Genomic DNA, 26,215 nt, shown 5'->3' on the forward strand with positions numbered 1-26,215 from the left:
AAATCATCCGTTTTTGTCCGGATGTATCTACCCTTTTTTCATTCTATAACTGTCCGAGTTTTCGGACAGTCTCCCCCGCTCAAAGACTTCATAAATGACGATATAATGGAATTCGCCGCATTCCATCAAAAGACCTATGAGAGAAAAAAACTCTGCCTCTATAATCCAAGCAAAGGCTACCATCATTTAGAGCCTGTTATAAGGGCCTGCCGGAACGATATCAGGTGGGAGCCGCTGAGCGGCTATCAGCCTTTGGAGATGGCCAGTCTGATGTGCCAGGCCAGGCTGTACGTCGATTTTGGCGATCATCCGGGAAAAGACCGCATCCCCAGGGAGGCCGCCGTCTGCGGCTGCTGCATCCTGACAAACCGCAGGGGAAGCGCTGCATATCAGGAGGATGTCGGGATACCGGAAACATATAAAATTGAGGACACCGGACAGATTGACGCTGTTCTGGAAAAAATATATGATCTGGTTGATCACTACGGGGAACGGATCCATGAATATTCCGCTTACAGGAACGCTGTCAGGGCAGAAAAAATGGAATTTCTGGCAGATATGGATTCTGCGATCGCTGTCCTGCGGGAACGGACAATAGAGTGTGAACATGTGGAAATTCCAAAGGACGATATGGAAAATCACGACAGAATGCTCTCCCTGCTCGAGTCTTCGGCAGGACAGGTGGAACATCTGTTTTCTCAGGCCAGGAACGCCTGTCTGAAAGGGCGGGCGGATGTGACAGACAGGCTGCTTGCCGCAGACTATGCCATGCAGGTTGTCAGAGAATCCCTTTACGCAGAGCTGGCCGTCTTAGCTGATTTAGAGTAATGCACAGCTTCACAGCACAGCCACAGCATGGAAGCCGGCCTAGAGCGTGTTTGAAAATTCATTCCTGGCATCTGCACGCCCCACTTCGCGGTATATTTGTGCCAAATTCACTTAACGTAGCCCACTACGCCGCGTTCATTTGGCACAAATCTCCCACAAAGTGGCACGCACAGCTACCAGAAAGCAATTTTCAAACACGCTCTAGCCGATATATACCAGCGGACAGGCGGAAGAAAACAAAGGAGGCGGATTGAACCGGATCCTCCTTTGTTTTTTTCCGCCTTTTTTTATCCCCTTATTGAGAGATGAGAAACCGGCTTCTCCTCCAAAGCCGACACCGCCGTCAAAACCAGCGCGGAGCGCGGCCCCATCGTAACCTGGCAGCCGTCCAGAAACGCCGGCTGCGCCGGATCCGGCGCGCCCCCGGGCAGATACTGTAAGGACGTGTCCGCCTCGATCTTCCATTTCAGCCAGTGCGGCGCGGCCGGCAGGAAACAGGGCTGATCCTCCCAGTACGGATTGATCGCCAGGGCAATCACATCATCCTCTGTGTCGTCGTGGTTGCGGCCTGCATAGACGATGCACAGGACCTTGGTCCGCTGATCCGGCCGGATTACCTGGATCTCCGGGAAGCCGAAGGAGCAGCAGCCGGCATATTTGCGCACCACATCGTGTTCCTTGCGCAGCTTAATCATATGCTTCACATAGCGGAAATGCTCCCCGTTCTGTTTCAGGAAATCCCAGTCCAGCCACGACACCTCATTATCCTGGCAGTACGCGTTATTATTTCCGTACTGCGTGTTCAAGAACTCATCCCCGGAGAGGAACATGGGCGTGCCGCGGCTCATCAGCAGCGCCGTCATGGCGTTTTTGGCCAGCCTTCTGCGAAGCGCCAGGATCTCCCCGTCATCCGTGTCCCCCTCGACGCCGCAGTTCCAGCTCCGGTTGTCGTCGCTTCCGTCCACATTGCACCATCCATTATCCTCATTGTGCTTGCGGCTGTAGGAATACATGTCCCACAGCGTAAAGCCGTCGTGGCAGTTTAAGAAATTCACGGACGCATTGTGTCCCCGGAAGACCGGATCATACAGATCGCGGGAGCCTGTGATCCGCTGCGCCGCCACGGAGGAGAGGCCGTAGTCCCCTTTTAAGTAATCGCGCATGTCATCCCTGTATTTGCCGTTCCACTCCGTCCAGCGGTTCCAGGCCGGGAAGCTTCCTACCTGGTAGAGCCCGCCCGCGTCCCACGCCTCGGCGACCAGCTTCACATTACCCAGGAGCGGATCAAAGGCCAGCGCCTGCAAAAGCGGCGGGTTGCTCATCGGCGCGCCGTCCTGGTTGCGCCCCAGGATGCTGGCCAGGTCGAAGCGGAAGCCGTCCACATGGTACGAGACAGCCCAGTAGCGCAGGCAGTCCAGGATCATCTGGCGCACAATGGGGTGGTTGCAGTTTAAGGTATTGCCGCAGCCGCTGAAATTGTAGTAATACCCGTCCGGGGTAAGCATATAGTAAATATTGTTGTCAAAGCCTTTGAACGAAAAGCTGGGGCCCTGTTCATTCCCCTCGGCCGTGTGGTTAAACACCACATCCAGGAAGCACTCGATCCCATTCTCATGAAGGGCCTTGATCAGGTTCTTCAGCTCATTCCCCTCCCGGTTATACTCCGGCTGGCTCGTGTAGCTGGTATTGGGCGCAAAAAAGCTGACTGTATTATAGCCCCAGTAATCCAGCACCTTCCTGCCGTTCACCTCCCGGCAGTCTTTCATCTCGTCAAATTCAAAGACCGGCATCAGTTCCACGGCATTGACGCCCAGCTCTTTTAAATAGGGGATCTTCTCCATCACGCCCGAAAAGGTCCCCGGGAAGGAAACGCCGGACGAGCCGTGCCTCGTAAAGCCCCTTACGTGCAGCTCATAAATCACCAGATCCTCCATGGGGATCAGAGGGTTCGGCTCATTGCCCCAGTCAAAATTGTCCTGTACCACCCGGGCCTTATAAAAGCTTCCCTTCTTATTTTCCGTGCCCCACACGCTCTGGCCCGTGACCGCCTTGGCATAGATGTCCAGCAGAATGTTGTCCTTATTAAATAAAAGCCCCTTTGACGGATTGTAAGGGCCGTCCAGCCGGTATGCATATTCAAAATCCGTAATATGAAGGCCAAACACAATCATGGAATATACATTTCCGATGCGGTAGCGCTCCGGAAACTTAAGCACCGCGTACGGCGTATCCTCCATGCGGTGGAATAAGAGAAGCTCGCATGACGTCGCCCCATGGGAATGGATCGTGAAATTCACCCCCACCGGGATCGCCATCGCCCCGTTCAGCTCATAAAGGCCCGGCCTGACCTCAAAGCCCTCGATCACATCCATAGGAACCATATGAAACGTGCCGATTGAGTTGTTCGTAGAATTCAGCATAGCATGCACTCCTTTGTAGTCATCCGAAAATAACAAGGCCCGCCGGATGAGGCCAGGCATTGTCTCAATGTATATTATAACGGAAAATGGATAAAAAAGCATTACTTTTTTACTGCAATTTGCTATAATAATTGTTACAGTTCACAGGGCGGGGAAAACTGGCGGAAAACAGACGTCAAGCTCGCTTGTAAGGCTGTTTTCCGCCAGTTTTCCCCATCAGGCGGACGCCCGATGCTTCTTGTACGGCTACGCCGTACAAGAAGATGAGCCCCGTGAACAGTAAGAAGAGCGTAGCCGCTGCGTTTCAACAGTTACGCGAAAACCGAATCGATAGATCGAACCGCGCCGGCAGACGGAGCAGGCGGGCGCTGTCTATGCAGCAGAAAAACGCCTTCCCGCAAAAAACCGTCAAAGAGCCGCCGCATTTCATCAGGAGGAAAGACAATGCTCGAACAAATCAGGGAAATATTAAAGGATTATACAGACAGGCCCGTCACAGAGTCCTCGGCCATCATTGAGGATTTGGAACTGGATTCCTTTACGATTGTGTATTTTTTAACGCAGATCGAAGATCAGTTTGGAATTGAGATTGACGAGGCCGAATTTCCGGACATCGTCGCCATCTCGGATATCATGGAACGGATCCGAAGAGGCGGACAGGGCGCAAATACAAAAAACCCCTGATTTCACACAAGGGTTTTTTGATGCGGATAACAGGAATCGAACCTGCACGGTCTCCCACCAGAACCTAAATCTGGCGCGTCTGCCAATTCCGCCATATCCGCTGGTTTAACGGCTCTATTATATCGGACTGTCCCACGGTTGTCAATCCTTTGTTTCGCATAACATTGCGTATAACCCGCCGTTCGTAACAGTTCAGATAACCCTGAACTGTTACGGCATACGGCCATTCGGAATCGCCTGAGGCGATAGGGCCGTATGCTCGTAACCACTATGTTTTCGTACGGTCAGTGCGGTGAACGCGCTGACCTATCTGAACTGTTACCGCCGTTCCGATCACTCTGAACGGCTGCGCCTCAGCTCTTCATCTTCGGCTTAAACACCAGCGACCCCGCGTAGCCAAAGATGAGCGCCGCCGCGATCCCCGCCGCCCCGGCCTTAAACCCGCCTTTAAAAAGCCCGAGCGCGCCTTCTGCGTCAATCGCCTCCTTCACGCCTTTCCAGAGCGTGTTTCCAAACCCGAGAAGCGGAACCGTCGCGCCCGCCCCGGCCCATTTGGAAAAGGGCTCGTAAAGGCCGATCCCGCCGAGGATGCTCCCGGCCACCACTAAAAGCACCATAATGCGCCCCGGCATCATCTTTGTTTTATCCATTAAAATCTGAACCGCCCCGCAGATCGCTCCCCCTGCCAGAAACGCCTTCAGATAATCCATTGCCTCCATATAATTTGACCTCCTTTTTATTCCGCCGTCCTCTTAACCGCGCAGACGGCGCGCCCGGCGGTTTCCTCTGCGCTACATATGCCCCAGACAACCGCATGGGCGATTCCCGTATGCTACATATGCTCCAGGACAACCGCATGGGCGATTCCCGGAACATTCTGCCCCTCGTTAAAGCTGATCTGGGAGAGCAGCGCGCCGGTCGGCACAAACAGCGCCCTCTTCCACTCCCCGCTCTGAAGCTTTGGGAGAATGCTTCCGCACAGCGTGACAGCCGAACAGCCGCAGCCGCTCCCGCCCGAGTGGGTATCCTGCGCGGCGCTGTCAAAGATCTCGATCCCGCAGTCCATATGGATTCCCCGGATGTCATACCCCGCGGCTTCCATAATATCAAACAGAATCTTCTGCCCGACCACCCCCAGGTCGCCGGTGATGATCCGGTCATAATACCCGGGAACCACCTCCAGATCGCGGAAATTCTGCAGAATCGTGTCCACCGCCGCCATGGCCATGGCAGCCCCCATATTCATCGAATCCCTGGAATCCATGTCCACAATCTTTCCGGTCGTAACGCCCCTGATACGCGCATAGGGCTTTTCCCCAGCCTGCGGATGTTCCTCCCCCTCCCTGGCCACCATCACGCAGCCGCAGCCGGTCACGGTCCATGTCGTGGAAAGAGGCCGCTGGTTCCCATAAGCCAGCGGAAACCGGAACTGGCGTTCTGCTGACGCAAAATGGCTGGACGCCATGGCAAGCACCCGGTCCGCATAGCCCGCATTGACCGTCATAGAGCCGAGCGCCATCGCCTCCCCCATGGTCGAACAGGCCCCGTACAGGCCGAACAGGGGGATCTCCAGCTCCTGCACGCCAAACGAGGTGGCCACGATCTGCCCCAGCAGATCCCCTGCGAACAGGTAGCGGATCTCCGTCTCCGCCCGCTTCGCCTTCTCAAGGCACAAAAGCGCGGTCTGGCGCTGCAGCTCGCTCTCGGCTTCCTCCCACGTTTTCTTCCCGAACATGGCGTCCGTCTCGATCCGGTCAAAACAGCCCGCCAGAGGCCCCTCGCCCTCCTTTTCCCCCACGATCGAAGCTGCCGCTGCGATCACAGGCGGCGTCTCATACCAAAGGCTTGCCTTACCCTTCTGCATTCCCATTGCTCCTTCCCATGCATATTTCCCGCATATATCCATTTTAACCAAACAGAAAAAACGCTGCAGCCGTTCAAATCCCCTGAACGGTTACAGATGCGGCTCTCCTGTATTTATCGTATCTATCCCATAATTTGTCCCGTCTCTGTCACAATATGCATGGCAAATTTTGTCAGCAGCCGCGCCCCTGCCTGTCCATAAACAGGCGTATTCAGCGCCCGCCCTTCCAAAATGCAAAATCAAAATTTCCCCCATCGACGCCGTAAAACGTAAAAAAGCGGTAGGCCCGGTCCGCTGTCGCCTTCAGATTCGGCTCATACTGCCGCCATTTCCCCTCATAAAAATGACGGATCCACACCGAACCCCCTGCCCCGCGCTGGGAAAACAGCTCTGCCGGTATATAAACCACCACCTCTCCCCGCTCCTTTGTCCGAACCGAATACACCTGTGAAAGCAGCTCACCCGGCGCCGCCGCGCTCCGTGCAGGCCGTCACCTGACGGATTTCCGGCGTAAAACCGTATTTCTCCCGCACATACCGCGCCGCGTATTCCCCTCCCCTCTGCTCAATTTCGCGCATCCGCTGTCTTTCCTCCCCCGAATACCCGCATCCGCATACCAGCCCGTATACGGGAAACATGAAACAGAGCCGCACAAACGCGCGTTTCCAATTAACACAACTGCGAAAACACCTTGAAAACCATGGTTTTCTCACCTTCTGTATCCCTCCGAAATCTGTTCCTTTGTTCCCGCGGGCAGTTGCCAGGCAGGCATGCCTGCATGCACATTTGGCGACTGCCGCGGGGGCCAACAACTCCGTTGCCTGCAGCGGGAGAGTTGACTGTAAGGAACTGTTATGACAAGTATAGCACTTCGCTGCAGGCAAATCAAATGGCCGTATTCCCTGCCCTCGGGTTTTCCGTGACTTCCGCTGCGCTGCACTCACAAAAAACACCTCGCATTGGCTGGTGTGTGAACAGTAAGGAACTGTCTGAGCCGTTACGCCATTTTCCCTCTTGACATATGTAGCATGCTACGTTATAATGTAGCATGCTACAAGAAAATACATATCACTTGTAACAAACCAATCACAGAAAGGACTGCCATGAACCAAATCGGCCTTTACCTGAAAAAAATCCACATCCTCCTGGAACGCCGGAGGAACTACGAATACCGGGACTGCAACCTGACCAGCACGCAGATCGATATCCTGGAATACCTCTATTTCCATAAAGGCGATCAAAACACCCTGTCCGGCATCGCCGCTTTTTTCGGCGTAAAACACACCAGCGTCATCCACGTATTAAAGATCCTGGAAAAAAAGGAGCTGATCCGCCGCGAAGAACCCCCGGCGGATTCCCGGCGCAAAGCGATTCTGCTCACCCAAAAAGGGTTCACGGCCATGAAAAATCATCTCGGCATCCACGCGGAGCACGAATCCCTTCTCTGCGCCGGCATACCCGCAACCGATTTGGAAATCCTGGAGCGATCGCTCCTTAAGATATACAGCAACCTCCGCCAAAACGAGCCGGACAACGCGGCGGGGGAGCCTGTAAAACCATGCAAAGGAGAGGATACACATGCAACATAAACACACATCGAATTACACAGAGCAGACAGCCGCGCGCCCCGCGCAGGGCAGCGAAAGCGCCGCGGACAAATCAACCGGAATCTTCCGGGACGCCCCTGTCCCCAAAGCGGTTATCAGCAACATCGTGCCCTCCATTGTCAGTATGATCATGGTGCTCGTCTACAATCTGGCCGATACCTTTTTTATCGGACAGACAAAGGACGCCTACATGGTAGCCGCCGTATCCATTGCCACGCCCGCCTTCCTGCTCTTTATGGCGGTCGGCATGCTGTTCGGCATCGGCGGCACGTCGCTGATATCCCGCATGCTGGGAGAGGGGAATCCACAGAAGGCAAAGCGCGCGTCCTCCTTCTGTTTCTGGACCGGACTGGCCATCGGCGTCATCGCCATGGCATTCATATGGCTGTTTGCGGATCCCATCTGCCGCGCCATCGGGGCCAGCGAAGACACGCTGGGCTATACCTCCCAATACTTAAACATCGTCGCCGCCGGGATCCCCTCCCTGATCATCGGCAACAGCTTCAGCAACATCATCCGCGCCGAGGGAAACGCAAGGACCGCCATGATGGGCATGATCATCGGAAATCTGGCCAACATCATCTTAGACCCGGTCATGATCCTGGGGCTTGGCTGGAATGTGGCCGGCGCGGCCATTGCCACGGTGATCGGAAATGTCGTCGCCGCGCTGTTTTACCTTTGCCACCTGCTGTCCGGAAAAACGCTGCTCTCCATCCGCCCAAAGGATTACACGGCAAAGGACGGAATCGCCGCGGGCGTGCTCGCCATCGGCGTCCCCGCCTCTTTAAACAGCATCCTCATGAGCGCCTCGAATATCATCACAAACAACATCATGTCGCGCTTCGGCGATATGACCGTGGCCGGGCTCGGCGTTGCCATGAAGGTCAATATGATCGTCGTCATGCTGCTGATCGGCCTGGGCAGCGGCATCCAGCCCCTTTTAGGCTACTGCTTCGGCGCGGGAAACAGGAAGCGCTATACGGACGTACTCAAATTTTCGCTCTGCCTCGCCCTTGGCTTAAGCCTTATCATGACCGCTGTCTGCTATCTCGGCGCAGGCCCCCTGGTATACGCCTTTTTAGACAACCCGGACGCCTCCGGATACGGCATCGCATTCGCCCGCATCTACATATACTCCGGCCCGGTCATGGGACTGCTGTTTGTACTTATCAACGCCATCCAGTCCACCGGCGCGGCGATCCCCTCCCTGATCCTCTCCGTCAGCCGGCAGGGCCTGCTCTATATCCCTATCCTGCTGACGTTTCGCCGCCTGTTCGACACGGCCCCCATGCTCGCCGCCGCCCAGCCCGCCGCGGACTACCTCTCCACGGCGCTGGCCGTCATCCTGTTTCTGTATACCTATAAAAAATACTTTGGCCGGGCGCAGTAACTGTTCAGGCGGCGCGAGGTAACCGTTCAGAGGTTATCTGAACGGTTACGGCGCGAGTAAAAAAATATCAAAAAAAGGAAAAAAGTAGTTGCATTTCCGAAAATTATATGCTATACTAATTTTCGTTGGTGAGGAAATCACCAAATGCGGGAGTGCTGGAATTGGCAGACAGGCAAGACTAAGGATCTTGTGGGTGTATGCTCGTGTGGGTTCAAGTCCCATCTCCCGCACTAAACCCTTGTAAATTTCGGTTTACAAGGGTTTTTTTTAATGGGTCGGACAGACCCAACAGAGGGTCTATCCGACCCATAACTAAATGTCCTTTTGAAGCGAGTAGTTAAGAGGGGCGAAGCCCCTCTTATTGTGGTACTGATTTTACGGATATGAAATACTGTCCGAACTGTGGAACTCCTACAGAAAACGGTAATAAGAATAAGGCTACGGATAAAAAAGATAGAAAATACGGATTAGTAATGATTGGCTTTGTAGCGGTTATCTTAATTTGTATCATAGTTTTTGGCTCTCTTTTGAAAAGGGATAGTGAAACTATAGCCAACACAATGAATAATGATATTACACCGCAACGGGAAGAATTTACAGAAATCCCCGTACAGTCTGATGCAACTGAGGATAAAACAGATTTGAAGCACGAATGCTGGAAAGATAAGGCTTTTCAGTCTGCTGATAGCGGATTGTATTTTTGGACTGAAAAAGAGGGGGATGAATTTTGGTTTATGGTAGGTTCGGAGTATGTATAATCACGTTGCCTTGTAAGAATGCTTTCCCAATCACGTTCCTCTCTCAACACCCTTAAGACATGGATTTCTTTTTCTGATTCAATGATAATGTAAAAAATAATAGACGGCGGAAATGGGTTCTTGTAAATGGAATATCCACGATAACATAGATATGTCTTTCCAAAAATACCGCCTAATATTTCAATTTTATCCAAACGCTCCTTTATCTCTTCCTGAAAGCGGTCAGCCCTCGCTATCCCAAACTGCGCTTCTATATAATCTGCAATTTCGGCTATATCATAGACCGCTTCCCACGTTACGGTAACTTTATACCTCTGCATTTCTCCGCCTGTTCCTTAATTCAGTAATTTTAACAAAAGCTTCTGTTAAAGGCAATTCTCTTCCGGCTTCCATATCGTCAATGCCCCGGTCAAGCATTTTAAGCATTTTTTCGTAATTGATTGTTTCGTTCGCTTTTTCATCTTGTAATGCATATGCCATAAACTCACCTGCTTTCTTCTTGCAATTCATGATTATTGAAAAAATGCTCCTTTTTTCAATAATAAATACTTCTTAATTTAGAATACCATAGTCCCATCTATGAATCAAGTTTTTTATCATTTCTATCAACTTCTTTTGGCTGTAAGACAATTCATATCCATTTAATGCAAGAAAAACTAACATAACATGCGCGCCAAGTCTTTTGTTTCCGTCTAGCATTGTATGATTTTTTACTAATCCAAAACAAAGACGCGCCGCCTTTGCCTGAATGCCTGGATAAAGCTATTTTCCGCCAAATGACTGAAACGGATTATTTAACGCCAAATCCAGCAATCCTTCATCACGAATACCGTTAATTCCTCCAGTGGCTTTTATTAAACTTGCATAAAGTACCCCCCCCCGGCCGGCTAAAGCCGGCGGGGGCGGACTGGCATTCCTGCCAAACCGCGTTGTTTTATCCCTGAACGCGGATCAGATCCGCAAGGCCCTGTCTTTTGATTTTCTCCTTCAGCACCGCGCAGAAGGCCGGATCCGCCGGATTCTCCAGCCAGGAGGAATCAAAAAGGATGAGGCGTTCATTGTCAAACTGATGTTCGTATGAATTTTTAAACTCTTCTTTCAGCCACAGAAGCCCCTGGTCGCTTTTCCCGGTATACTGGCTCCGGACGTACTCCCTCCTGCGCCTGATAAAATCCCACAGCTTTTCGCTGGTGTCCCGCTCCTGTGAATAATTGACTCCCACGGCTTTCAGGATCCTCCTCACTGCTTCCGCGCGCAACCCGTTCGACGGCCCTGTGGCGTTTCCGATATAATCGTCCAGGTAGCGAACCGAAATCGCGATCAGACGTTCCTCTTCGATGATATCCGCGATTTCCCGTTTGCTCATCGAATACCCGCAGAGCCGGAGCGGGCGTCTCTGCGGATCGCAGAAGATCTCCTCCGCCCGGCCACCTCTTCCCCACAGCTCCAGATGCCTAAGGTTCCTGTCTGCGCTTACCAGAAGGCGCTGGCACCCCTTCCTCTCCCCCTCCTGCATGGCTTCCAGCAGGATATCGCAGCCCCCGAATACAGCGCATTCTCTCTGCAGCGTGTCCTTTAAGCCCTCCGCCCCGGCCTTTTCCTCACGCAGGCTGTCCGCCCTGCTTTTTATAAGGTCTGCCGCCTTATCCGTCTCCATGTCATAAATCCCCCGCGCGATCCCCTCTGCGATGGATCCGGACAACTCCGCGCTCTCCCTGGAAAGGGCGACGCCGAATTCGCCCTCCCGCTCGTCGAGGTTCGCGATGTTCAGGGCGATGAAAGGGATCGCTTTCTTTTGCAGCATCGTATACCCGCCCCAGTTGAATGTGGCCGGGGATATCATGCCGTTAAAAAATACGGTGTTTTTGCGGGAGCAGATGCGCTCTTTGCCCTTTTCCGGCCCACGGGCCGCGCTGTCCGCATCCGTCTCCTCCTCCCCGGCCGTACCGGCGGCCGGCCATCCGGCGCGGTAGATCCGGATCTCGTCGTTTACCCGGTAGAAGGACGCTTCCGGCGGCAGGGACGGCAGGATGGCGGTAAAGCCCGCGGACGCTTCTGTGACCGTGATCCGCGTCCCTTCCTCTGTCATGTACGCGTCAAGGCCAAAAAGCGGGAGCAGGCCGTCCGGGGGGTTCGTTTCCCCAAGCCGGGCCCTCTGCGCGTCGTCAAGGCGGAGACGGACCGCGGTCCCGGAACCATCGCCGAAGCGCCCCGCGCTCCCCCGGCCCGCCGCGCGGCCCTCCTCTATCCAGGACACCTGCTTCTGGCTGTCCTTTATGTACAGCTTGAATGCGAGGGGCTCCTCCCCTTCCTTTTTTGTGTAAACCTCTGCATAATCACCCGCTAGAAAAACAGACAGGACGCCGATCCCGTATTTCCCCACGGTTCCCAGCCTCCTGTTCCTTTTGTTGGTCTTCCCCACTGTGAGAAAATGGGATCGGACGTCCTCTGCGTCCATGCCGATCCCATTGTCGCGGATCTCCAGGAACCGATCCTCCCCCCCTTTCTCCAGGCGCACGGTGATCTCCGCGCCGCTTTCCTTCTCCCCGCGCTCTTCCTTTTCCTTTTTCTTCATCCGACAGGCGTCGAGGGCGTTCTGCAAAAGCTCCCGCACCGCTGCCTTCAGGCTGTCCTGCCGCCCGTACAGGGGCCGGATGAGAAGCTCAATCACATCCTCTGATATGCTGAATTTCAATTCCCTGTGGCGGCGTGTTTCGGTCACGGAGCGGATGGCGCGGAAAAATTCCGTGTAATCGTAAAGGTCAAAGCAGGCTGCTTCCAGGCTGCTGCCGTTCAACAGTTCGATCTTCTTTTTGCAGACGCGCTCCTCCCCGCCTCCCCGCTCCAGCCCAGGATCCAGACATGCTCCCTGAATTTTTCCTCCTCAGACGGCGGCAGCGCGTTCACAATGGTGGTGAGCACATCCCTGATATTCCGGTCGCTCACGCTGTAGCCCATAAAAATCAGCGGGCATTCGCAGAACAGGGTCAGAATCTTGGCATAGAGGTATTTGCTCTTCTCAAAAAACTCGTTGTAATCCTCCCTAGAGCGTGTTTGAAAATTCATTCCTGGCATCTGCACGCCCCACTTCGCGGTATATTTGTGCCAAATTCACTTAACGTAGCCCACTACGCCGCGTTCATTTGGCACAAATCTCCCACAAAGTGGCACGCACAGCTACCAGAAAGCAATTTTCAAACACGCTCTAATCATAGCATGACCTCCGTATATTTTCTGACTTCTTTTTCTACATGAAGTTTTGATGCATAATCCATCAGATTCGGAAGATTTTTCCCACCAGAATGCATATACTCTTTCATTGCTGTCTGAAACACCTGTATATCTGTATTTTCTTTATTTTTAATATCATTACATCATCCCCCATCATACCTCCCCAGCATCTCCGTCAAAATCCGCTTCATCTCCTCCCTCACCGACTCCGGCCGCAGAACCTCAACAGCGCTTCCCTGGCTCAAAAGCCACATCAGGATTCCGTTCCCATACACCTCCGCCTCCACCACATATCCCCTCTTATCCCCATCTTCATCCCCGTCCGCCTCCACGACCCTGGCCGTCGGCAGCCGGTCCAGTATGGCCTCGATGCTTTTCCCGGTATACCGAAACTGCAGCTTCATGAGCGCTCCGGGGTACATGAACTGCACGCGCTTGCGGAATTCCCCCTCCTCAAAGCGATCCGTGTATGCCGCGTCCGCCTTCCCCTTTATCTCCCGGTATTCCCTGACGCGGTCAATCCTGTAAACCGTCGGATACGCATACTTCCGTTTATACCTGCCTCTCTCCTCCCGTTCCACCATAAACGCATTTAAATAAAAATAATACTCTGAAAACATGATTGCAGCCGGCTGCACGATCCGTTTCACGATCCCGCCGCCGGCAGACATTTTCTGGTATGAAATTTCCAAAAGTTTATTCTGTCTGATAATTTTGCCAAGCTCCCACAACTTATCCAGCACCGATGATCCGTGCTCCAGCTCCACATAGTGGTACATCTCATTCGATATCAGCTCTGCCGCGGGCCTCCTGTTCGCCTGCGGCACGCACCCGGCTATCATCTTGTCAAGAATGCGGCCGAGCTCTTTTTTCGTAAACGCCCGGCTCTCCAGCAGGATCTTAGAGACAGCCAGGGCCTCGCTGTCCGACATCAGGCAGTCGCCGGAGCCGGCCATGATAAAGCTTCTTTTGCTCCGGTCATAGAGGATCTCCCGCTTCTCCCCGCTGTCGGAAACGGCGCGTTCCGCAAGAAAGCCCCGAATGTCGTCGATATCCCTCTGGATCGACCGCCCGTCCACCCCGAAGCGCCTGGCCTCCTCCCGCTTATTGATACAGCCGCCCTCGCACAGCCTTGCATACAGATCAAGCGTGCGGCTGCTTTTCACCCATTTCCCGGCGCATGGCTGCGCCGCGCCGCTCTTGTCCGTCTCCCCGCTTCCGCTTTCCGTCAAATATTCGTCTGCCACTGTCCTTTCCCCCTGTGTTCTTCTGATGTGCGCCCGGAATCTCACAGCATCAGGCGCGGGGAGGCGCCGGGGGCAATTTCCTGTGGATCGCCTCCCGTCAGCGCTTCTTCTGCCTGTCCGCGCCCCCCAGCCATTCCCGCAACTGCTCCGGCGTCTCCATGATCCGCTCCGGCGCCGCGCCGTGGCGCCGGGCAAATGCGACGCTCGCCTCCTGCCTCTGCCGCGGCGTGCCGCAGGCCGGATTCAGGCTCTGGTTCACGCCGTTTATAAAGCGTTCGTACTCTTTTTCCGTCTCCCTTACAAATTCCGTAAGCTTTTGTTCCAGTGTGGCGTCCAGCCGGTTCATGCGCTCATAATACTGCCGGAGCGCGTACGCGTCGTTTAACCCCGCCGCGGCCAGATACTGTGCGAACGCCCCGTCCACCCCCGCGCCGTAGCGGATGCGCAGCTCTTTAAAGATCAGCGTAATGAGCCTGGCCCAGGCGATCAGGTTTAAGTGCAGCACAAACGTCAGGGGACTGCCCCCGCTGACGGCGGCGCGTATGGCCGCGTCGGCGGCGTCCACGAGGCACAGGGCGGCGTTTCCCACCAGAAGCATAATCCGCAAATCCGCGTGTTTGGAGGACGGGATACATTCGCTCCAGTCCTTTCCCGCATAAAAGCGGCGTTTCAGGGCCCAGATAAGCTTGATCGAGCACTCCTCAACCATCACGGGAACGGCCATCGCCGCGCCGTGCCTTAGGTCATAACCCTCTTCAAAGACCTTCACCGCCAGCTCCGCAAAGGACGCGCCGTCGAAATTGCCGAAATTCATCAGCAGGAGCAGGTTGTAAAAGGGGATCGGCAGCCCCGCGCCGCGGCCGGTTTTTCCCTCTCTTCTCGTCGAGCTGGAACCGCACAGATCCGACGCCAGGTGTCCCAGCCAGTTGCAGATACCGCAAAACAGCTTTGAAGAAAACGTCGTTCCCTGCATATAGGCAGTCTTATTTCCCCTGGCATCCTTTACGGGGATCAGCCGGATCACCCTGCCTTTATAAAGAAAGGAGGCGCCGCCCGTAAACTGGTCGAGGATCGAAAAAATCAGTCCGATGAGGTCAGGGGAATGCGCCAGGGACAAAAGGTGATGGTTTTTGGCCGCCATGGAGGAAAGCGCGCCGCCCGTATCCCTTAAATCCGCCGCGTACCTGGCGTCGTAATTTACCGGAAACGCCTGTTCAAGATAGGAAATGGCCCTCTCCAGGGTATCCGGCGCGCGCCTCGGCCTTCCGCCGGCGCTGCTTCGCTTATCTCCCTTCCAGAGCATGACCGCGATCTTCTGCACGAGCGCGTCCGCGCCCTTGTCTGTCAGTCGGCCAAGCGCCCCCTGGCCAGGAGCGCCCACAAAGAGCGCGTCGATTACTCCGGCCGCCAGACCGCAGAAGGCGGCGATCCTGTAGTCGTATTGATCACACGTATCATTTTCCCATTCGATTTCCTTTGCGCGCCTGTCAAGCGCCAGTTCATACGAGCTCATTGCTTCATCGTCTCCCCGATTTTCCGTGACAAAACCTCAGTGGAATTGAACAGGCTGACCAGCTCGTTCATCTCGTCGTCCGTGAATGCCGTGTAATCCCGCTTGCGGTTTGCGCGGATATGGCTTAAACGGTTCATGATCGCGTTTGACAGCGCTTTTGTCTCTTTATTCCAGCACAAAACCTGCGCATCGATCTCCTTGATACGCTCCATCTCCTTTTTGATGGCCGCCACGCTCTCCTCGGTCCTCCTGGCGATCTCCTGGTTGGAGAGATTCACCGCCAGCAGGCAGCCGGCCAGGGAAACGCCGCTGATCACCCAGCCCACCGGCCCGGCCAGCGCAAGGAAGGTCTGCCCGGCCAGCACGCCCCCGCCGCCAGCCGCCAGCGCGCCTCCTCCCAGCCAGGCCAGGGCGGCATTCGTGGCCGCCGCACCGGAAAGGGAGGCGATCGCAGTCCCCGTTGAGGCGGTCCCGAATGTCATGGCAACCGACATGGCCGCCGTCGGCCCCAGCGCCGCCACGCCGGCCCCGCCCAGGGCCCCGGCCATGCCAAAGCCCACGGCCGTCTCCTGCCCGCGCTGCTCCGCCTCCCTCAACTGCCTGCACGTATCCTGGAAGCGCACATACCGCAGCCGGATCTCGCCCAACTGCCTGTCAAAATCCCGCGGCCGGTTTGCCAGCGCCACAATATACCGCTCCATGTGCTGAATGGTCCGAATCGCCGTCAGCCTCGAATTGTGCAGGCGCTCCATATCCATGGCCGCCTTTTTAAAAGCCGCCCCGTAGGCCGCATCCGCCTTTTCCAGATCCCGCGCGGCCGCATCCCTGTAATCACTGTTGAGCATAATTCCCCCTCTTTCTTTTACAAATGTTCTGTACCGGGCCTTCTCCCGCCCGTCCGAAGCGTGTCTGAAGTATGCCCCGGCACAACATAGCGCAAAACGCGCCGGATACCCGGAGGACGCCAGAGAATATCACACGTCCCGCATGCCAAAGACGCCAGAAAATATCAGAACTGCGCCATATACGCCAGGCACCGTTCATTCAGCGCATAAAAGCATTCCTCAACCGCCCCGATCGGCGCGCCGAAGCGCTTTGCCATCTCCGAAGCCGAATAAATGCCTGTGGCATACGCGAGAATGTCCTTTTCAAGCCCTTCAAACACGCCCGCGCCGGATTCCAGGACGCCGCCGTTTATCTTCACGTCCTCAAAGGTGCGGATGATATAGCCGTTTTCGTCAAACCGCTGCTCCTCCTCTGCCAGATGCTCCACAAATACCGCGATGTGCGGCATAGCGAGATAGAGCCGCTCCCAGGTCGGATTCACGCTGATCCGCTTCCCGTTGTGGCATAAGCCCTGCAGCACATCGGCCTTTCGCGGCGCTGCCGCGGCCCTCTGGTACTCCTCCCTCAGGAACCGGTCAAAGTCCTGCCTGATATCATAGATCGCGTTTCTTGAAAGCGCCGTTGTGCCGGCCACAGGCGTCCGCATGGTGTTCAGGCGCATCTCCTGCGCTTCCTCATGAATTGTCATGCCAAAGCGCTCCGGCTCCCTGGCCATCCGCGTGTTGGGATACGGCGCGAAATAGACGGCATACAGCTCGATAATTCCCTTTGCCGCACGGATCAGCTCCCCGGCCAGGCGTTTGCTCTCCTCAATCGTCTCCTCTGACTCAAATGCGCCGCCGATGATAAAATTCCCGGTCACGCTGTGGATCCCCAGCCGCTTGCACTGCTTTACAGCCCTGACGATCATGTCAAAATCCGTGTGCTTTCCGTATGCGTCGAGAACCTTTTTCGAGCCGCTCTCAATGCCGAACTGGATGCACGAAAGGCCCGAGGCGATCATTTCCCTCAAAAGCTCCGGCTGCCCGGCCGCGAACGCGATGTGCCCCTCGCAGAACCACAGCAAATCCCGTTTGCGGATCTCCCGGCAAAACTCCAGAATCCGGCTGCGGCTCAGCGTAAACGTATCGTCATAGACGGAGATAAAGCGAAGCCGGCTGTTCCGGGCCCGGATGTAGTCAATCTCCTCCATGACGCTCTGAATGCTCCGGAAGCGGACATTCTTTGCATTGGCCCCCTCATAGCAGAAGGAGCACCGGAACGGGCATCCCCGCCCGGTCAGGATCCCGGCCACCTCCCCCTGGCGGAGCCGCCCGGTCAGGCTGTCCTCCTCCCTTGGGTAGCCGAGGCTGTCGAGATCCGTCACGGCCGCGTTCTCACACCGGTTCACGATCAGCAGCCTCTCCCGGTCATCGCGCATGATAAGCGACGGGACCTCCTCAAGCCTGGCCGTCCCGTCCACCAGCGCCCGGAGGAGGTAATACACCGGTATCTCCCCCTCTCCCAGGATGGCAAAATCGTTTCCCGTGCTCTCAAAGAACGCATAGTCAAGCCCCGCCGCCTGCGGCCCGCCGATAATGGTTTTGCACTGGGGGTACACGGTTTTAAGCCACTTAATCACATGCCCGGCCACGCGGATGTTGTCCGCGGCCGCGTAAAACCCGGCGATCGCGGTCCGTCCCCCGCCGATCTCCCGCTCCAGGATCCGCTTACAGGCCCCCGCGTCCCCGGACCAGACAAACGCCTTAAAGTCCCTCTGCCTCAAGTACGACGCGATCAGATACTGGCCGATGCTGTCCTTAAAGGCCCCGGACAGGCCGCTCTGATCCCTGGATACATTGATGAGAAGCAAATCGTAATCCATTTCATCCCCCAATCTTCTTAAGAAGCCTCTCCCTGTGCCGCTTAAGCTCCTGTCTTAAGCGCTTAAGCCCCTCGCCATGGAAATAGGAAAACAGCATGCGGTAATCCGCGCACAGCGCGGGCGCTGCGCTTACATCTCCGTCCATGGCCGCCTGCGCGCTGCAGCCGCCGTGGCACAGGTTCACAAAGCGGCAGGAGCGGCACGCCGCCGGCAGCCTCTCCCCGCGCCGGGCGGCCAGGGCGCGCAGGACAGGGTGTTCCCCCAGCTCTCCGGGCGGGGTTGTCCATATCGTTCCCAGCCGGAAGCGGTCCATATCCGCGCATTTCCCGCACGGGTAGATATTCCCCAGATCGTCCAGGCACAGAAAACGGCGGCTGCACTCCTCCTGAAAGGAGCACTCGCGGATCCCCTGTCCGTGGACGATCGCGTAAAGGATAGGCTCGATCGGCGCGACTGACACGCGGATATCCCGCTCCAGCACATATTCGTATAAACCGATGAGATACGACGCATAATCGCCCGGCCGCAGCGCCAGCTCCGGATGGGCGGCCGCTCCGCCGCAGGGCAGGAGGGGATTGATCTTTAAAGAAAGCCCGCGCTCCTCAAAAAATGCCAGATACGCATACCCCTTATCCAGGGCGGATCTGGTCAGCACCATCAGGCAGGAGGGATGCGCCCCGGCGCGTTCCAGCCGTCCGATGTTTTCCACTGCCCGGCGGTACGTGGGCGCTCCGCCCGCGCTTTTGCGCTGCGAATCATGGATTTCCTGAGAACCGTCCAGGGATATCCCCATGTGGATGTCATACTCACGGATCAGAGCGAGCATATCCTCCCCAATGGACAGGCCGTTTGACTGCATGGACAGCCGTATATCCAGTTTGGGGAATTCTGCCCTCGCCCGGCCGATCGCCAGGCGGTAGGCCCCCGCATCCACCAGCGTCGGCTCCCCGCCGTGCAGAATCACATGAAGCGCCGTCTCCCCGCGCGCCGCGGCGGCCCGGCAGGCGTAGAGCAGCAGCTCCTCCATCCTCGGCCCGTCCGCGCGCCGGCATCCGGTCTTTTCGCCCACAGAACAATAGCTACAGGCTAAGTTGCAGCCGTTCGCCGCCTTTATAACCACGGTCAGCATTTCATCCTCATCTCCTCTATAACCATGGTCAGCATTTACATCCTCATCTCCTCAAGGCTTGCGATCGCCGTCCGGATCTCGCCCGTGGTCCTTCTCTGCAGGGTTTCCACCGGCCCGTAATACCCCTTTGTGAGGTATTCAATATAGTGATCCACCGTGTCGGAGAAGACCGCGGCGAGCTGGAGGACGATATTCTGGGCGACCTCATTGTCATTTACACCGATATCAAAGGTGGAATACCGGGTTTCCGTACGCTTTTCAGATGTATAATACGTTTTATGGAACCACTTACTGCCAATTTTTTCAAACAGCCCTTCCGGATCGCGTTCCACCTGGCGGACGCTTACGTACTGATAGGGGATTTTGTCCTGCTTCATCTTCATGTCGCCGATCCCGGTCAGCTTTATCTCAATCGGCGGAACCGCCCCGCTCTGGCTCAGCGCCTCCTCCAGGCATACCTTCTGCACGGTTTCGACGACGGCCTGGTTGACCCGGTCCGACAGCTCCTGTTCACTGACTGTTCCGCCCCCGCTCTCCACCTCTGATTTGGCCTGTCCGACGATCTCCAGCACCCGCACATTGACGGACGCGCGTACCTGCTCCACCATCCAGTCCTTCCGCTCGGCGAGCGCCCTCTTGCTGTCCTCAATGCCCAGGCAGTATGTCTCGATCTCCCGTGCCACGCCGCTCAAATCCGTTATCATACTGTCGATCAGCTCATTGATGCGGCTCTTCGGCGTGCCTCGCTTCATGTCCGCGGCCTCGTTTTTCGTGATGCTCGTCAGCTTGTCCAAAAGCTTTCCCATATTGCTCTGCTCAAACATGGTTTCATCGCCGTTTGCCAGCGCCTCTGAGGCCAGAAGGGCGGAAACGGTCAGGATATCCGCATAGCGGAGGACGTCCTCCATGTTCTGCTCCCGCAGCGTCTCCTTCATGTAATTCTCCTGATCCTGCCGGTCCTTCTCAGATTTCGGCCCCAGGACGCTTATCTCCTCCCCGTCGTCGTCCACATCGTAATCGTACGCGTCCGACTGCGTGAGCAGAAGAAGAAGCGGCTTGTCCATATCGTGGAGCTGCCGGATCTCCGAAAACTCCTGCCTCGTCCCGGCGGCGTCGGAATTGCACGCAAAGATCACCAGATCCGAATTCTTCACATACTCCTTGGCCAGCTCCTCATTCTCCAGCGTCACGCTCCCGATGCCCGGGGTGTCGAACCAGCACATGCCGCCGATATTGACCCACTGGATCGTGCTGGTCGCCTCATTTTTGTCCACATAGAATTCTTCCCCGTTGCACTCCCGCTCCTCGGCGGCGGTGCTGAGCTTTTTCTGCTCATACACCTTTCCCCTGTCATAGACATGCACCGTCATATCCTCCAGCCGGTCATAGGAGCTGGCGATGCCCGCCTTCCGCAGCGGCTGGCCCATCACGAAATTGCCGATGTAGCTCTTGCCCGCCTTCACCTTGCCGAACACGGACACGGTGAAATGCTTTTCAAAATCGTGAATAAACGTCATGCCCCTGACCGCCTCCCCGATCCGGCGGTTCGCCTCGGACATGGTTTCAAACAGGCTTTCTGACGTCATGGCAAAGATCGCCTGCATCGCCTCATCCCCGCTCTCTGTGATCTCGCCGCCGATGGCGTCAATGATCTCCTTCTCATTTCGCTCCAAAAGCCGCAGCACGGCGAGAACCTCGTCCTCCCGTCTCGTGATCTCATTCTGCATGGCCTCAAATTTGCTCTGCTCAGCGAGCATGGTATCCACAAACGTGTTGACACACTCCATCATCCCCATGTTCATTCCCCTTCTTTCAGAATCTTATCTATCTTTGTCAAAACCTTATCAATCTCATCGAGCTCCGCGTTCACCCCCGCGCTGCCGCGCTCCGAATCACGCTGCACCGCCCCGCTGATCACCGCGTCCCCGTCTTCCTTTACCTCTTTTACGCTGACCGTAACGCCGCTCTGGCGCTTCAGCGTCTCTGAACTCAGATATTCATTGACGCTGTTAGCTTTGTACGCGTTGATCTCCAGCTTCTGCCCGTCAATCTCCTGGTTCTTCGCCTCCCTGCGCCTCCGGCTGCGCTCGGCCGCGTCTGAGTAATTGCTGTAATTATCGTAATCGCTGTAATTGCCGTAGTTGCCGTAATTATCGTAAATCACCGCTCCCAAAACACCGGCGCCAATCACCGCTCCTATAACCGCCATGGAACCTTCCCTCCTGTTATACGATCTGTTTAAGCTCGCTCTCCAGATCCGCAAGCCGCTTTCTCTGCGCCGAAAAATAATCATACACCACGTTCCAGGCGCTCTTTCTGGATTTATGCCGGTCGCGGGCCTTTTTCAGGATGGCCTTTTTCTCCTTTTCCCGGCTGTCCCTCTTCTCGCAGAGAATCGCGCGTATTTCCCCCATCAGCGCCGCGAACTCCCTCTGATCCACATCGCGTTTCATCTCCAGATACGATGCCGCGGAGGCTTCCAGATACTCCTTTAAAGCCCCCACGCCGCTGTTCCTGACGAGGATCTCTTTATCCTTCTCGATCCCCTGCTGATATTTTTTCACGGACACCTCAAAAAACGGGATCTCCGCGCCCGCGATCTCAAACACCTGTTTCTTCACATTTTCGACCAGTTCGCCGTAATCCGCTTCCTTTTCCCGGGTATCGATCCAGGAGAGCGCAAAGACCAGCCGCCCGCCGCCGGAATCCTCCATCCCCCGCGCGATCCGCTCAAGCCACGCCGCCTCGCTGCGGTTCAGCGGCCCGGTGCGGATATTGTGGACCATCAGGATCCGGTCCGCTTCCATAATGGTGTCAAACGCCAGCGCGTCGTCCTCGCTCCTGACGTCAATCCCCGGCGTGTCCACATAGGAGATGGGGCCGCAGTCAAAGTAATCCGCCCTGGTCGTCGTCCTCGCCGCCCCGGTCGGGAAATACTCCCCGCCGCTGTCAATCAGCGCATTATAAAGGCTGCTCTTGCCGGAGCTGACCATGCCGGTATTCACGATCCGCACCTTATCATTCTTCTGCCTCTCTATAAGCGCCCTGCACCGCTTCGCGTACTCCTCCCCGCAATATTTCTCTATGGATTTCAAATCCTGCTGTGATAATTTCATCTTATGAAACATTCCTTCCGCATTTCCGTCAGTTCAGTGAATTCTCAATGGCAGACAGCGCTTTCCTGAGCTCCCTGATCCGCTCCATCCGCCGCCGTCCGTCCTCCTGCGCCTGCTTATTCAGGCAGTCGATCTCCTGGATCTGCGAGATCAGCTCATCGTACTTCTCATCCATGCCGGCGTTCACGATGTCATTAAACTCCCTGTACAGGATATCCAGATCGCTCTCCGCCAACTGCCGCGCCTCCTGCTTCCTGCGGATTTTCTCCTGGATCTCGTACTGCACCCGCTCATTGCGAAGCTGCGCCTCCCGCTCCAGCCTCTCCTGCCGCTCCCGCTCGCGCTTCTTCCTCGATTTCAGGAAATCAAAGAATCCCGGCTTTTCCGGGGGAAGCGTTGTCTCCTCCATGCCCGGCCCGGCGTCCGTCACGTCCTCCTCCGGCAGCGCGCTGCCTGTCCTCCCCTCTGAGTCAAACATCAGGTTCGACACACTGTCCCGGTACAGATTCAAATCCCGGAAATTCTGATCCACATAGACCAGAAGCTCGTTTACTTTTGCACAGTAGCGGTCGTCCACGTCCATGAAAATGGAATTCGCGATCGTCTCAAAGATATCCCCGTCGCCGTTTACATACGAATTCGCCAGCTCCTCCACGCGGCTTCTGACCGCCTGGCGCGTCAGGACTCTCATATCCTGCATGATATTGTCCCTCTTACTCTCCAGGACGTGCAGGCGCATCGCAAAATCCTCTGACGCATTGCCGCTCATCTCCTGCGTGATCCGTTTCTCCGCCTCATTAAAGCACTCCTTTAAGTTGAGGATCGGCTGCTGGAACACCGCGGCCACAGACGCGTCATTGCTGAGCAGTTGGGAAATACGCCGTTCCAGAAACTCCACGCCGCTCGCCTCATAGAGCTGCGGCTTGTCCTTCACCACGCCGGTCCACGCCTTTTTCGCATTCAGCGTGACCACCTCATACCGATCCGCAATCCGCTGATCCCCGCTCTCCTTTGTCAGGTTCTTAATAATCTTATACTGGATCACCTTAAGCTCCTGATCGTGATCAAAGCGCGCCCGCTTCTTCTGCTCCTCATTCCAGCGCTTATCAATCGGACATCCCCTGTCATTTAACACAATCACAAACGGGATCCCCTTTTCCATCAGCTTCGCCAGCTTCTCATAATTCGTCCTGTCCTCAAACAATCCCCGGCTGCTGATCACAAACAAAATGATGTGGCACTGATTCAAATACTCCTCCGTCACGATCTCATGCTCAATCGGCGCATTCACCCCCGGCGAATCCACGAGAAAATAATCGCCCCTGTCATACTCCGCGATCTGAGCCGTCATCGGCCGGTCCGCCGTCTCAGCCACCTCTTCCCTGCACAGAGAATTGATAAGCGTGCTCTTGCCGCTGTTATAAATGCCGTACACCATCACCTTCGGCTTGCCCACGTCGAGCAGAGCCACCACATTTTTCCCGATCTTTTCCGAAAAGTAGCTGAAATCATCCGCGAAGTCCTCCCCGGCAAGCTGAAGAAAGCCTTCGGCGACGCTGTTCAGCTTTGAGGCGATGTCCTTCTTTTTTTCCATGACCTGTTCTGCCATCCCATAGTCCTCCCTGTCGTAAAATACTGTGATACGCTTCACGCGGCCTTTGGCTGGCCTGTGAGCTGTAGCGCTGCTGTTTGCCGGGCAATCTCATTTAGATTATCTTTAGAGAAATATATGCAAGCCGTGGTTTATCGTGAGAGAGCCGCCAGATTTCTCCCTCAACAAAATGATTCCCCCCATAAACAGCAGCTCATACCTTCATTATACACATTACCAATGACAGCATATGTCACTGTAACGAACTTTCCCCCCCTACCGGAAATCCATCCAGGCGCCCCCTGCCCATTTTCTTATAGAAACTTCCCAATTCATTAAGGAAATTTAGAAATAATTTATTCCGCGCTCAAATTTCTGTCACATTTATCCTGTATAGTAATAAATGAACAGGCAAGAAGTCCTTTTCAAAGTTTTTCATACTCTTGCCGGCAGTTCCCCCCAAATTAAACTGCCGGCAATCCCCCTTTTTCATGAGATAAAACATTACGTAAACCATTAACCCCTCAAAAAAAAGGATGTACCGCCGCTGAAACGGCCCGTACATCCTTTTTTATATCTGCAGCATATCAGGGATCCGCCGCTTTCTCAGTCGTCCAGCTCGTCCTCGCCGATCAGTTCGTCGTATTCCTGCTCGTCAAGAAGCTCGTCAAATGCATCCGCCACGATGTCGTATTCCTCATCGTCCTCAATATTTTCCAGATTGGGCAGGCCGTCCTCATCCTCGGTATAGCGGTATAAGTACACCTCGCCCTCCTCCGCCTCCTCGTCCTCCATGGGAAGAAGCGCGATATATTCCTTATCTCCGGCCGGGAAGATGGTCAGCACCACGCACTCCAGCTCTTTCCCGTCATCCAGGGTCAGGGTAACGGTCATTTCCTCCCCGCTGTCCTCTCCCATCGGCTCTCTGTTTTTCTCCTCTGTCATTTCCTACCTCCTTCATCTGATCCCGGACCGGGCCCCTCCTGATCCGTGTCTTCCCCATAGGGGTTTTGATAACCTGCCATCCTGTTCAGCTCCACCGGATCCACGGCCCGCATCAGCCTCTGGAACAATGCCTTGTTCAGCCGGATCGTATGGGCGGCAAAGGGGTGAAACAGGACATAGATGCAGAACACAGCCTCGACAAATTCCATCACCCCGGCCGCTGTCAGCATGAAAATCAGCGGGTACGGGAGCCATCCCGCCATGTTTAAAAGGGCCGCGCCCCCTGATATAATGCTGTAGCCCCGGACGCACATCATAAACACCGCCACCAGTTTTCCGGAGCGCAGCATCCACATATACCAGAACAGGAAAAAAAAGGCGCTGAAAAACAGAATGATCGGCTGAACCAGGCTCAAATCATACATTTTAAACATGCAGATATTAAAAATCCCGTACAGCATCCTCACCCCTGTCAGGGTCTTGACGAGCTGTGTGAGCTTCGTATTCTCATCCATATAACCCGGATTGTCCCGCTCAATCGCCTCACGGCATGCCGTAAGCTCCTCCTGCGTAAGCGGCCGCGTGCGCCGCGCCGGTCCCGGCCTCCTTGCCCTCATCTTTCGTCTCCTCTCCTGCCTGTCAGTACTCAATCCCCCGGCGCGCCTTCACGCCCCGGTCAAAGGGGTGGCGCGCCTTTCTCATCTCTGTCACATAATCCGCCCGCTCCCGGATCTCAGCCGCCGGATCCCGGCCCGTTATCACAACCTCCAGCACTTCCGGGCGGCCGTCCAGGGCGCGCAGCACTTCCTCCAGATCCAAAAGGCCGGCGTTCACCGCGGCGCAGAGCTCGTCCAGCACGAGGAGAACCGGCGCATCCGCCGTACGCGCATCCGCCAGGCGCGACGCCTCCTCAAACGCGCCCCGGAACAGTTCCCGGCTCCAGGAGGCCGCGCCGGCCCTCTCCTCCCGGCTCATCTGCCACGTAAACCCAAATGTCCTTTCACAGGGAAATACCGTCACGCCCGCAAGGCGTCTCAATGCCTCCACCTCGCCGGAGGCGTCGTTTTTCAGAAAACGGGCCGCCACAGCCTGCCCGCCGCAGCCCGCGACCCGGACCGCCAGCCCCACGGCCGCTGTGGTCTTCCCCTTTCCGTCCCCGCAGTACAGATGAATAAAGCCCAT

Annotated in this window: 29 protein-coding genes and 2 tRNA genes; 8 read left to right on the top strand and 23 right to left on the bottom strand. The window is 55.6% G+C overall.

Going from position 1 to position 26,215, the window contains the following annotated elements:
* Nucleotides 1-105 precede the first annotated feature (105 nt).
* A complete protein-coding gene (locus NFS31_RS15115) occupies nt 106-828 on the top strand; it encodes a hypothetical protein (protein WP_251496664.1) in 723 nt (240 codons plus the stop codon).
* On the opposite strand, the gene NFS31_RS27785 is transcribed toward NFS31_RS15115, so the two are convergent.
* Nucleotides 792-935 (bottom strand): DUF6783 domain-containing protein, encoded by a 144-nt coding sequence (locus tag NFS31_RS27785; RefSeq protein ID WP_334303095.1) that lies wholly within the window; start codon nt 933-935, stop codon nt 792-794. The two genes, NFS31_RS15115 and NFS31_RS27785, sit on opposite strands and share 37 nt — an antisense overlap.
* On the opposite strand from NFS31_RS27785, the gene NFS31_RS27790 reads away from it, so the two are divergent.
* Nucleotides 879-1,082 (top strand): DUF6783 domain-containing protein, encoded by a 204-nt coding sequence (locus tag NFS31_RS27790; RefSeq protein WP_416389469.1) that lies wholly within the window; start codon nt 879-881, stop codon nt 1,080-1,082. The genes NFS31_RS27785 and NFS31_RS27790 overlap by 57 nt on opposite strands.
* A 33-nt stretch (nt 1,083-1,115) precedes the next feature.
* Here the strand turns inward: NFS31_RS27790 and NFS31_RS15120 are convergent, their stop codons facing one another.
* On the bottom strand, nt 1,116-3,248 hold the full coding sequence (locus tag NFS31_RS15120; protein ID WP_251496667.1) for a glycogen debranching protein: 2,133 nt from the start codon (nt 3,246-3,248) through the stop codon (nt 1,116-1,118).
* A gap of 444 nt (nt 3,249-3,692) precedes the next feature.
* Between NFS31_RS15120 and NFS31_RS15125 the strand changes: the two genes are divergently transcribed.
* On the top strand, nt 3,693-3,932 hold the full coding sequence (locus NFS31_RS15125; RefSeq protein ID WP_251496671.1) for an acyl carrier protein: 240 nt from the start codon (nt 3,693-3,695) through the stop codon (nt 3,930-3,932).
* A 21-nt stretch (nt 3,933-3,953) separates the two neighbouring features.
* Here the strand turns inward: NFS31_RS15125 and NFS31_RS15130 are convergent.
* The 4 genes from NFS31_RS15130 to NFS31_RS15145 form a co-directional block, all read right to left on the bottom strand.
* A tRNA-Leu gene (locus NFS31_RS15130) sits at nt 3,954-4,033 on the bottom strand.
* Nucleotides 4,034-4,285: 252 nt separating this feature from the next.
* The gene (locus tag NFS31_RS15135) at nt 4,286-4,642 is read right to left on the bottom strand and encodes a SpoVA/SpoVAEb family sporulation membrane protein (protein WP_251496823.1); all 357 of its coding nucleotides are present in this window, start codon (nt 4,640-4,642) and stop codon (nt 4,286-4,288) included.
* A gap of 122 nt (nt 4,643-4,764) precedes the next feature.
* Nucleotides 4,765-5,802, bottom strand: a complete 1,038-nt coding sequence (locus tag NFS31_RS15140) for a stage V sporulation protein AD (protein WP_251496674.1) — start codon at nt 5,800-5,802, stop codon at nt 4,765-4,767.
* Nucleotides 5,803-6,007: 205 nt separating this feature from the next.
* Nucleotides 6,008-6,208: a hypothetical protein gene (locus NFS31_RS15145; protein ID WP_251496677.1), complete on the bottom strand. Its 201-nt coding sequence runs from the start codon at nt 6,206-6,208 to the stop codon at nt 6,008-6,010.
* Nucleotides 6,209-6,899: 691 nt separating this feature from the next.
* Between NFS31_RS15145 and NFS31_RS15150 the strand changes: the two genes are divergently transcribed.
* The 4 genes from NFS31_RS15150 to NFS31_RS15165 all read left to right on the top strand — a co-directional run bounded on the left by NFS31_RS15150 (nt 6,900) and on the right by NFS31_RS15165 (nt 9,551).
* Nucleotides 6,900-7,385, top strand: a complete 486-nt coding sequence (locus NFS31_RS15150) for a MarR family winged helix-turn-helix transcriptional regulator (protein WP_251496679.1) — start codon at nt 6,900-6,902, stop codon at nt 7,383-7,385.
* Nucleotides 7,375-8,793, top strand: a complete 1,419-nt coding sequence (locus tag NFS31_RS15155) for an MATE family efflux transporter (protein WP_251496681.1) — start codon at nt 7,375-7,377, stop codon at nt 8,791-8,793. Before NFS31_RS15150 ends, NFS31_RS15155 begins: the two co-directional genes overlap by 11 nt.
* A 146-nt stretch (nt 8,794-8,939) precedes the next feature.
* Nucleotides 8,940-9,023, top strand: a tRNA-Leu gene (locus tag NFS31_RS15160).
* A gap of 153 nt (nt 9,024-9,176) precedes the next feature.
* Nucleotides 9,177-9,551 carry a hypothetical protein gene (locus NFS31_RS15165; protein ID WP_251496835.1) on the top strand — a complete coding sequence of 125 codons (375 nt, stop codon included), beginning with the start codon at nt 9,177-9,179 and terminating at the stop codon, nt 9,549-9,551.
* On the opposite strand, the gene NFS31_RS27795 is transcribed toward NFS31_RS15165, so the two are convergent.
* The 5 genes from NFS31_RS27795 to NFS31_RS15190 form a co-directional block, all read right to left on the bottom strand.
* On the bottom strand, nt 9,467-9,871 hold the full coding sequence (locus tag NFS31_RS27795) for a type II toxin-antitoxin system RelE/ParE family toxin (RefSeq protein ID WP_251496684.1): 405 nt from the start codon (nt 9,869-9,871) through the stop codon (nt 9,467-9,469). The two genes, NFS31_RS15165 and NFS31_RS27795, sit on opposite strands and share 85 nt — an antisense overlap.
* Entirely contained in the window at nt 9,858-10,031 is a 174-nt protein-coding gene (locus NFS31_RS15175; RefSeq protein WP_251496687.1) for a hypothetical protein, read from the bottom strand. Before NFS31_RS15175 ends, NFS31_RS27795 begins: the two co-directional genes overlap by 14 nt.
* A gap of 72 nt (nt 10,032-10,103) precedes the next feature.
* On the bottom strand, nt 10,104-10,301 hold the full coding sequence (locus NFS31_RS27800; RefSeq protein ID WP_334303096.1) for a type II toxin-antitoxin system death-on-curing family toxin: 198 nt from the start codon (nt 10,299-10,301) through the stop codon (nt 10,104-10,106).
* A 184-nt stretch (nt 10,302-10,485) separates the two neighbouring features.
* The gene (locus NFS31_RS15185) at nt 10,486-12,348 is read right to left on the bottom strand and encodes an ATP-binding protein (protein WP_251496690.1); all 1,863 of its coding nucleotides are present in this window, start codon (nt 12,346-12,348) and stop codon (nt 10,486-10,488) included.
* Nucleotides 12,345-12,617 carry an SIR2 family protein gene (locus NFS31_RS15190; RefSeq protein WP_251496693.1) on the bottom strand — a complete coding sequence of 91 codons (273 nt, stop codon included), beginning with the start codon at nt 12,615-12,617 and terminating at the stop codon, nt 12,345-12,347. Before NFS31_RS15190 ends, NFS31_RS15185 begins: the two co-directional genes overlap by 4 nt.
* 36 nt (nt 12,618-12,653) lie before the next feature.
* On the opposite strand from NFS31_RS15190, the gene NFS31_RS27805 reads away from it, so the two are divergent.
* Entirely contained in the window at nt 12,654-12,806 is a 153-nt protein-coding gene (locus NFS31_RS27805; RefSeq protein ID WP_334303097.1) for a DUF6783 domain-containing protein, read from the top strand.
* A 119-nt stretch (nt 12,807-12,925) separates the two neighbouring features.
* On the opposite strand, the gene NFS31_RS15195 is transcribed toward NFS31_RS27805, so the two are convergent.
* From NFS31_RS15195 to NFS31_RS15250, 12 genes are all read right to left on the bottom strand, one after another.
* Nucleotides 12,926-14,029: a helix-turn-helix transcriptional regulator gene (locus NFS31_RS15195; protein WP_251496696.1), complete on the bottom strand. Its 1,104-nt coding sequence runs from the start codon at nt 14,027-14,029 to the stop codon at nt 12,926-12,928.
* A gap of 97 nt (nt 14,030-14,126) precedes the next feature.
* Nucleotides 14,127-15,542 (bottom strand): hypothetical protein, encoded by a 1,416-nt coding sequence (locus NFS31_RS15200; RefSeq protein WP_251496699.1) that lies wholly within the window; start codon nt 15,540-15,542, stop codon nt 14,127-14,129.
* Nucleotides 15,539-16,387: a hypothetical protein gene (locus NFS31_RS15205; RefSeq protein WP_251496707.1), complete on the bottom strand. Its 849-nt coding sequence runs from the start codon at nt 16,385-16,387 to the stop codon at nt 15,539-15,541. The genes NFS31_RS15200 and NFS31_RS15205 overlap by 4 nt, the downstream gene beginning before the upstream one ends.
* A gap of 164 nt (nt 16,388-16,551) precedes the next feature.
* On the bottom strand, nt 16,552-18,252 hold the full coding sequence (locus tag NFS31_RS15210; RefSeq protein WP_251496713.1) for a B12-binding domain-containing radical SAM protein: 1,701 nt from the start codon (nt 18,250-18,252) through the stop codon (nt 16,552-16,554).
* 1 nt (nt 18,253) lies between these two features.
* Nucleotides 18,254-19,381: a radical SAM/SPASM domain-containing protein gene (locus NFS31_RS15215; RefSeq protein WP_251496715.1), complete on the bottom strand. Its 1,128-nt coding sequence runs from the start codon at nt 19,379-19,381 to the stop codon at nt 18,254-18,256.
* 35 nt (nt 19,382-19,416) lie between these two features.
* Nucleotides 19,417-21,177, bottom strand: coding sequence for a P-loop NTPase family protein (locus NFS31_RS15220; RefSeq protein WP_251496718.1), 1,761 nt, complete (start codon nt 21,175-21,177; stop codon nt 19,417-19,419).
* A gap of 2 nt (nt 21,178-21,179) precedes the next feature.
* Nucleotides 21,180-21,590, bottom strand: a complete 411-nt coding sequence (locus NFS31_RS15225; protein ID WP_251496723.1) for a hypothetical protein — start codon at nt 21,588-21,590, stop codon at nt 21,180-21,182.
* A 16-nt stretch (nt 21,591-21,606) separates the two neighbouring features.
* Nucleotides 21,607-22,497 (bottom strand): GTPase, encoded by an 891-nt coding sequence (locus tag NFS31_RS15230; RefSeq protein WP_251496726.1) that lies wholly within the window; start codon nt 22,495-22,497, stop codon nt 21,607-21,609.
* A 28-nt stretch (nt 22,498-22,525) separates the two neighbouring features.
* Nucleotides 22,526-24,106, bottom strand: a complete 1,581-nt coding sequence (locus tag NFS31_RS15235; RefSeq protein WP_251496730.1) for a GTPase — start codon at nt 24,104-24,106, stop codon at nt 22,526-22,528.
* 588 nt (nt 24,107-24,694) lie between these two features.
* Complete coding sequence (locus NFS31_RS15240; protein ID WP_251496733.1) at nt 24,695-25,033, bottom strand: DUF1292 domain-containing protein; 339 nt, start codon at nt 25,031-25,033, stop codon at nt 24,695-24,697.
* Nucleotides 25,030-25,650, bottom strand: a complete 621-nt coding sequence (locus NFS31_RS15245; RefSeq protein WP_251496736.1) for a hypothetical protein — start codon at nt 25,648-25,650, stop codon at nt 25,030-25,032. Before NFS31_RS15245 ends, NFS31_RS15240 begins: the two co-directional genes overlap by 4 nt.
* A gap of 22 nt (nt 25,651-25,672) precedes the next feature.
* Entirely contained in the window at nt 25,673-26,215 is a 543-nt protein-coding gene (locus NFS31_RS15250) for a cob(I)yrinic acid a,c-diamide adenosyltransferase (protein WP_251496739.1), read from the bottom strand.

This window comes from Otoolea muris (assembly GCF_943193115.1).
In the GTDB taxonomy this organism is placed as follows: domain Bacteria; phylum Bacillota; class Clostridia; order Lachnospirales; family Lachnospiraceae; genus Otoolea; species Otoolea muris.

What these genes read in the sequence shown, in the direction of transcription:
- NFS31_RS15115 (WP_251496664.1), top strand. Translation starts at nt 106, where the DNA reads ATGGAATTCGCCGCATTCCATCAAAAGACCTATGAGAGAAAAAAACTC.
- NFS31_RS15120 (WP_251496667.1), bottom strand. Translation starts at nt 3,248, where the DNA reads ATGCTGAATTCTACGAACAACTCAATCGGCACGTTTCATATGGTTCCT.
- NFS31_RS15125 (WP_251496671.1), top strand. Translation starts at nt 3,693, where the DNA reads ATGCTCGAACAAATCAGGGAAATATTAAAGGATTATACAGACAGGCCC.
- NFS31_RS15135 (WP_251496823.1), bottom strand. Translation starts at nt 4,642, where the DNA reads ATGGATTATCTGAAGGCGTTTCTGGCAGGGGGAGCGATCTGCGGGGCG.
- NFS31_RS15140 (WP_251496674.1), bottom strand. Translation starts at nt 5,802, where the DNA reads ATGGGAATGCAGAAGGGTAAGGCAAGCCTTTGGTATGAGACGCCGCCT.
- NFS31_RS15150 (WP_251496679.1), top strand. Translation starts at nt 6,900, where the DNA reads ATGAACCAAATCGGCCTTTACCTGAAAAAAATCCACATCCTCCTGGAA.
- NFS31_RS15155 (WP_251496681.1), top strand. Translation starts at nt 7,375, where the DNA reads ATGCAACATAAACACACATCGAATTACACAGAGCAGACAGCCGCGCGC.
- NFS31_RS15165 (WP_251496835.1), top strand. Translation starts at nt 9,177, where the DNA reads ATGAAATACTGTCCGAACTGTGGAACTCCTACAGAAAACGGTAATAAG.
- NFS31_RS27795 (WP_251496684.1), bottom strand. Translation starts at nt 9,871, where the DNA reads ATGCAGAGGTATAAAGTTACCGTAACGTGGGAAGCGGTCTATGATATA.
- NFS31_RS15175 (WP_251496687.1), bottom strand. Translation starts at nt 10,031, where the DNA reads ATGGCATATGCATTACAAGATGAAAAAGCGAACGAAACAATCAATTAC.
- NFS31_RS15190 (WP_251496693.1), bottom strand. Translation starts at nt 12,617, where the DNA reads ATGAATTTTCAAACACGCTCTAGGGAGGATTACAACGAGTTTTTTGAG.
- NFS31_RS15200 (WP_251496699.1), bottom strand. Translation starts at nt 15,542, where the DNA reads ATGAGCTCGTATGAACTGGCGCTTGACAGGCGCGCAAAGGAAATCGAA.
- NFS31_RS15205 (WP_251496707.1), bottom strand. Translation starts at nt 16,387, where the DNA reads ATGCTCAACAGTGATTACAGGGATGCGGCCGCGCGGGATCTGGAAAAG.
- NFS31_RS15210 (WP_251496713.1), bottom strand. Translation starts at nt 18,252, where the DNA reads ATGGATTACGATTTGCTTCTCATCAATGTATCCAGGGATCAGAGCGGC.
- NFS31_RS15215 (WP_251496715.1), bottom strand. Translation starts at nt 19,381, where the DNA reads ATGCTGACCGTGGTTATAAAGGCGGCGAACGGCTGCAACTTAGCCTGT.
- NFS31_RS15220 (WP_251496718.1), bottom strand. Translation starts at nt 21,177, where the DNA reads ATGGGGATGATGGAGTGTGTCAACACGTTTGTGGATACCATGCTCGCT.
- NFS31_RS15225 (WP_251496723.1), bottom strand. Translation starts at nt 21,590, where the DNA reads ATGGCGGTTATAGGAGCGGTGATTGGCGCCGGTGTTTTGGGAGCGGTG.
- NFS31_RS15230 (WP_251496726.1), bottom strand. Translation starts at nt 22,497, where the DNA reads ATGAAATTATCACAGCAGGATTTGAAATCCATAGAGAAATATTGCGGG.
- NFS31_RS15235 (WP_251496730.1), bottom strand. Translation starts at nt 24,106, where the DNA reads ATGGCAGAACAGGTCATGGAAAAAAAGAAGGACATCGCCTCAAAGCTG.
- NFS31_RS15240 (WP_251496733.1), bottom strand. Translation starts at nt 25,033, where the DNA reads ATGACAGAGGAGAAAAACAGAGAGCCGATGGGAGAGGACAGCGGGGAG.
- NFS31_RS15245 (WP_251496736.1), bottom strand. Translation starts at nt 25,650, where the DNA reads ATGAGGGCAAGGAGGCCGGGACCGGCGCGGCGCACGCGGCCGCTTACG.
- NFS31_RS15250 (WP_251496739.1), bottom strand. Translation starts at nt 26,215, where the DNA reads ATGGGCTTTATTCATCTGTACTGCGGGGACGGAAAGGGGAAGACCACA.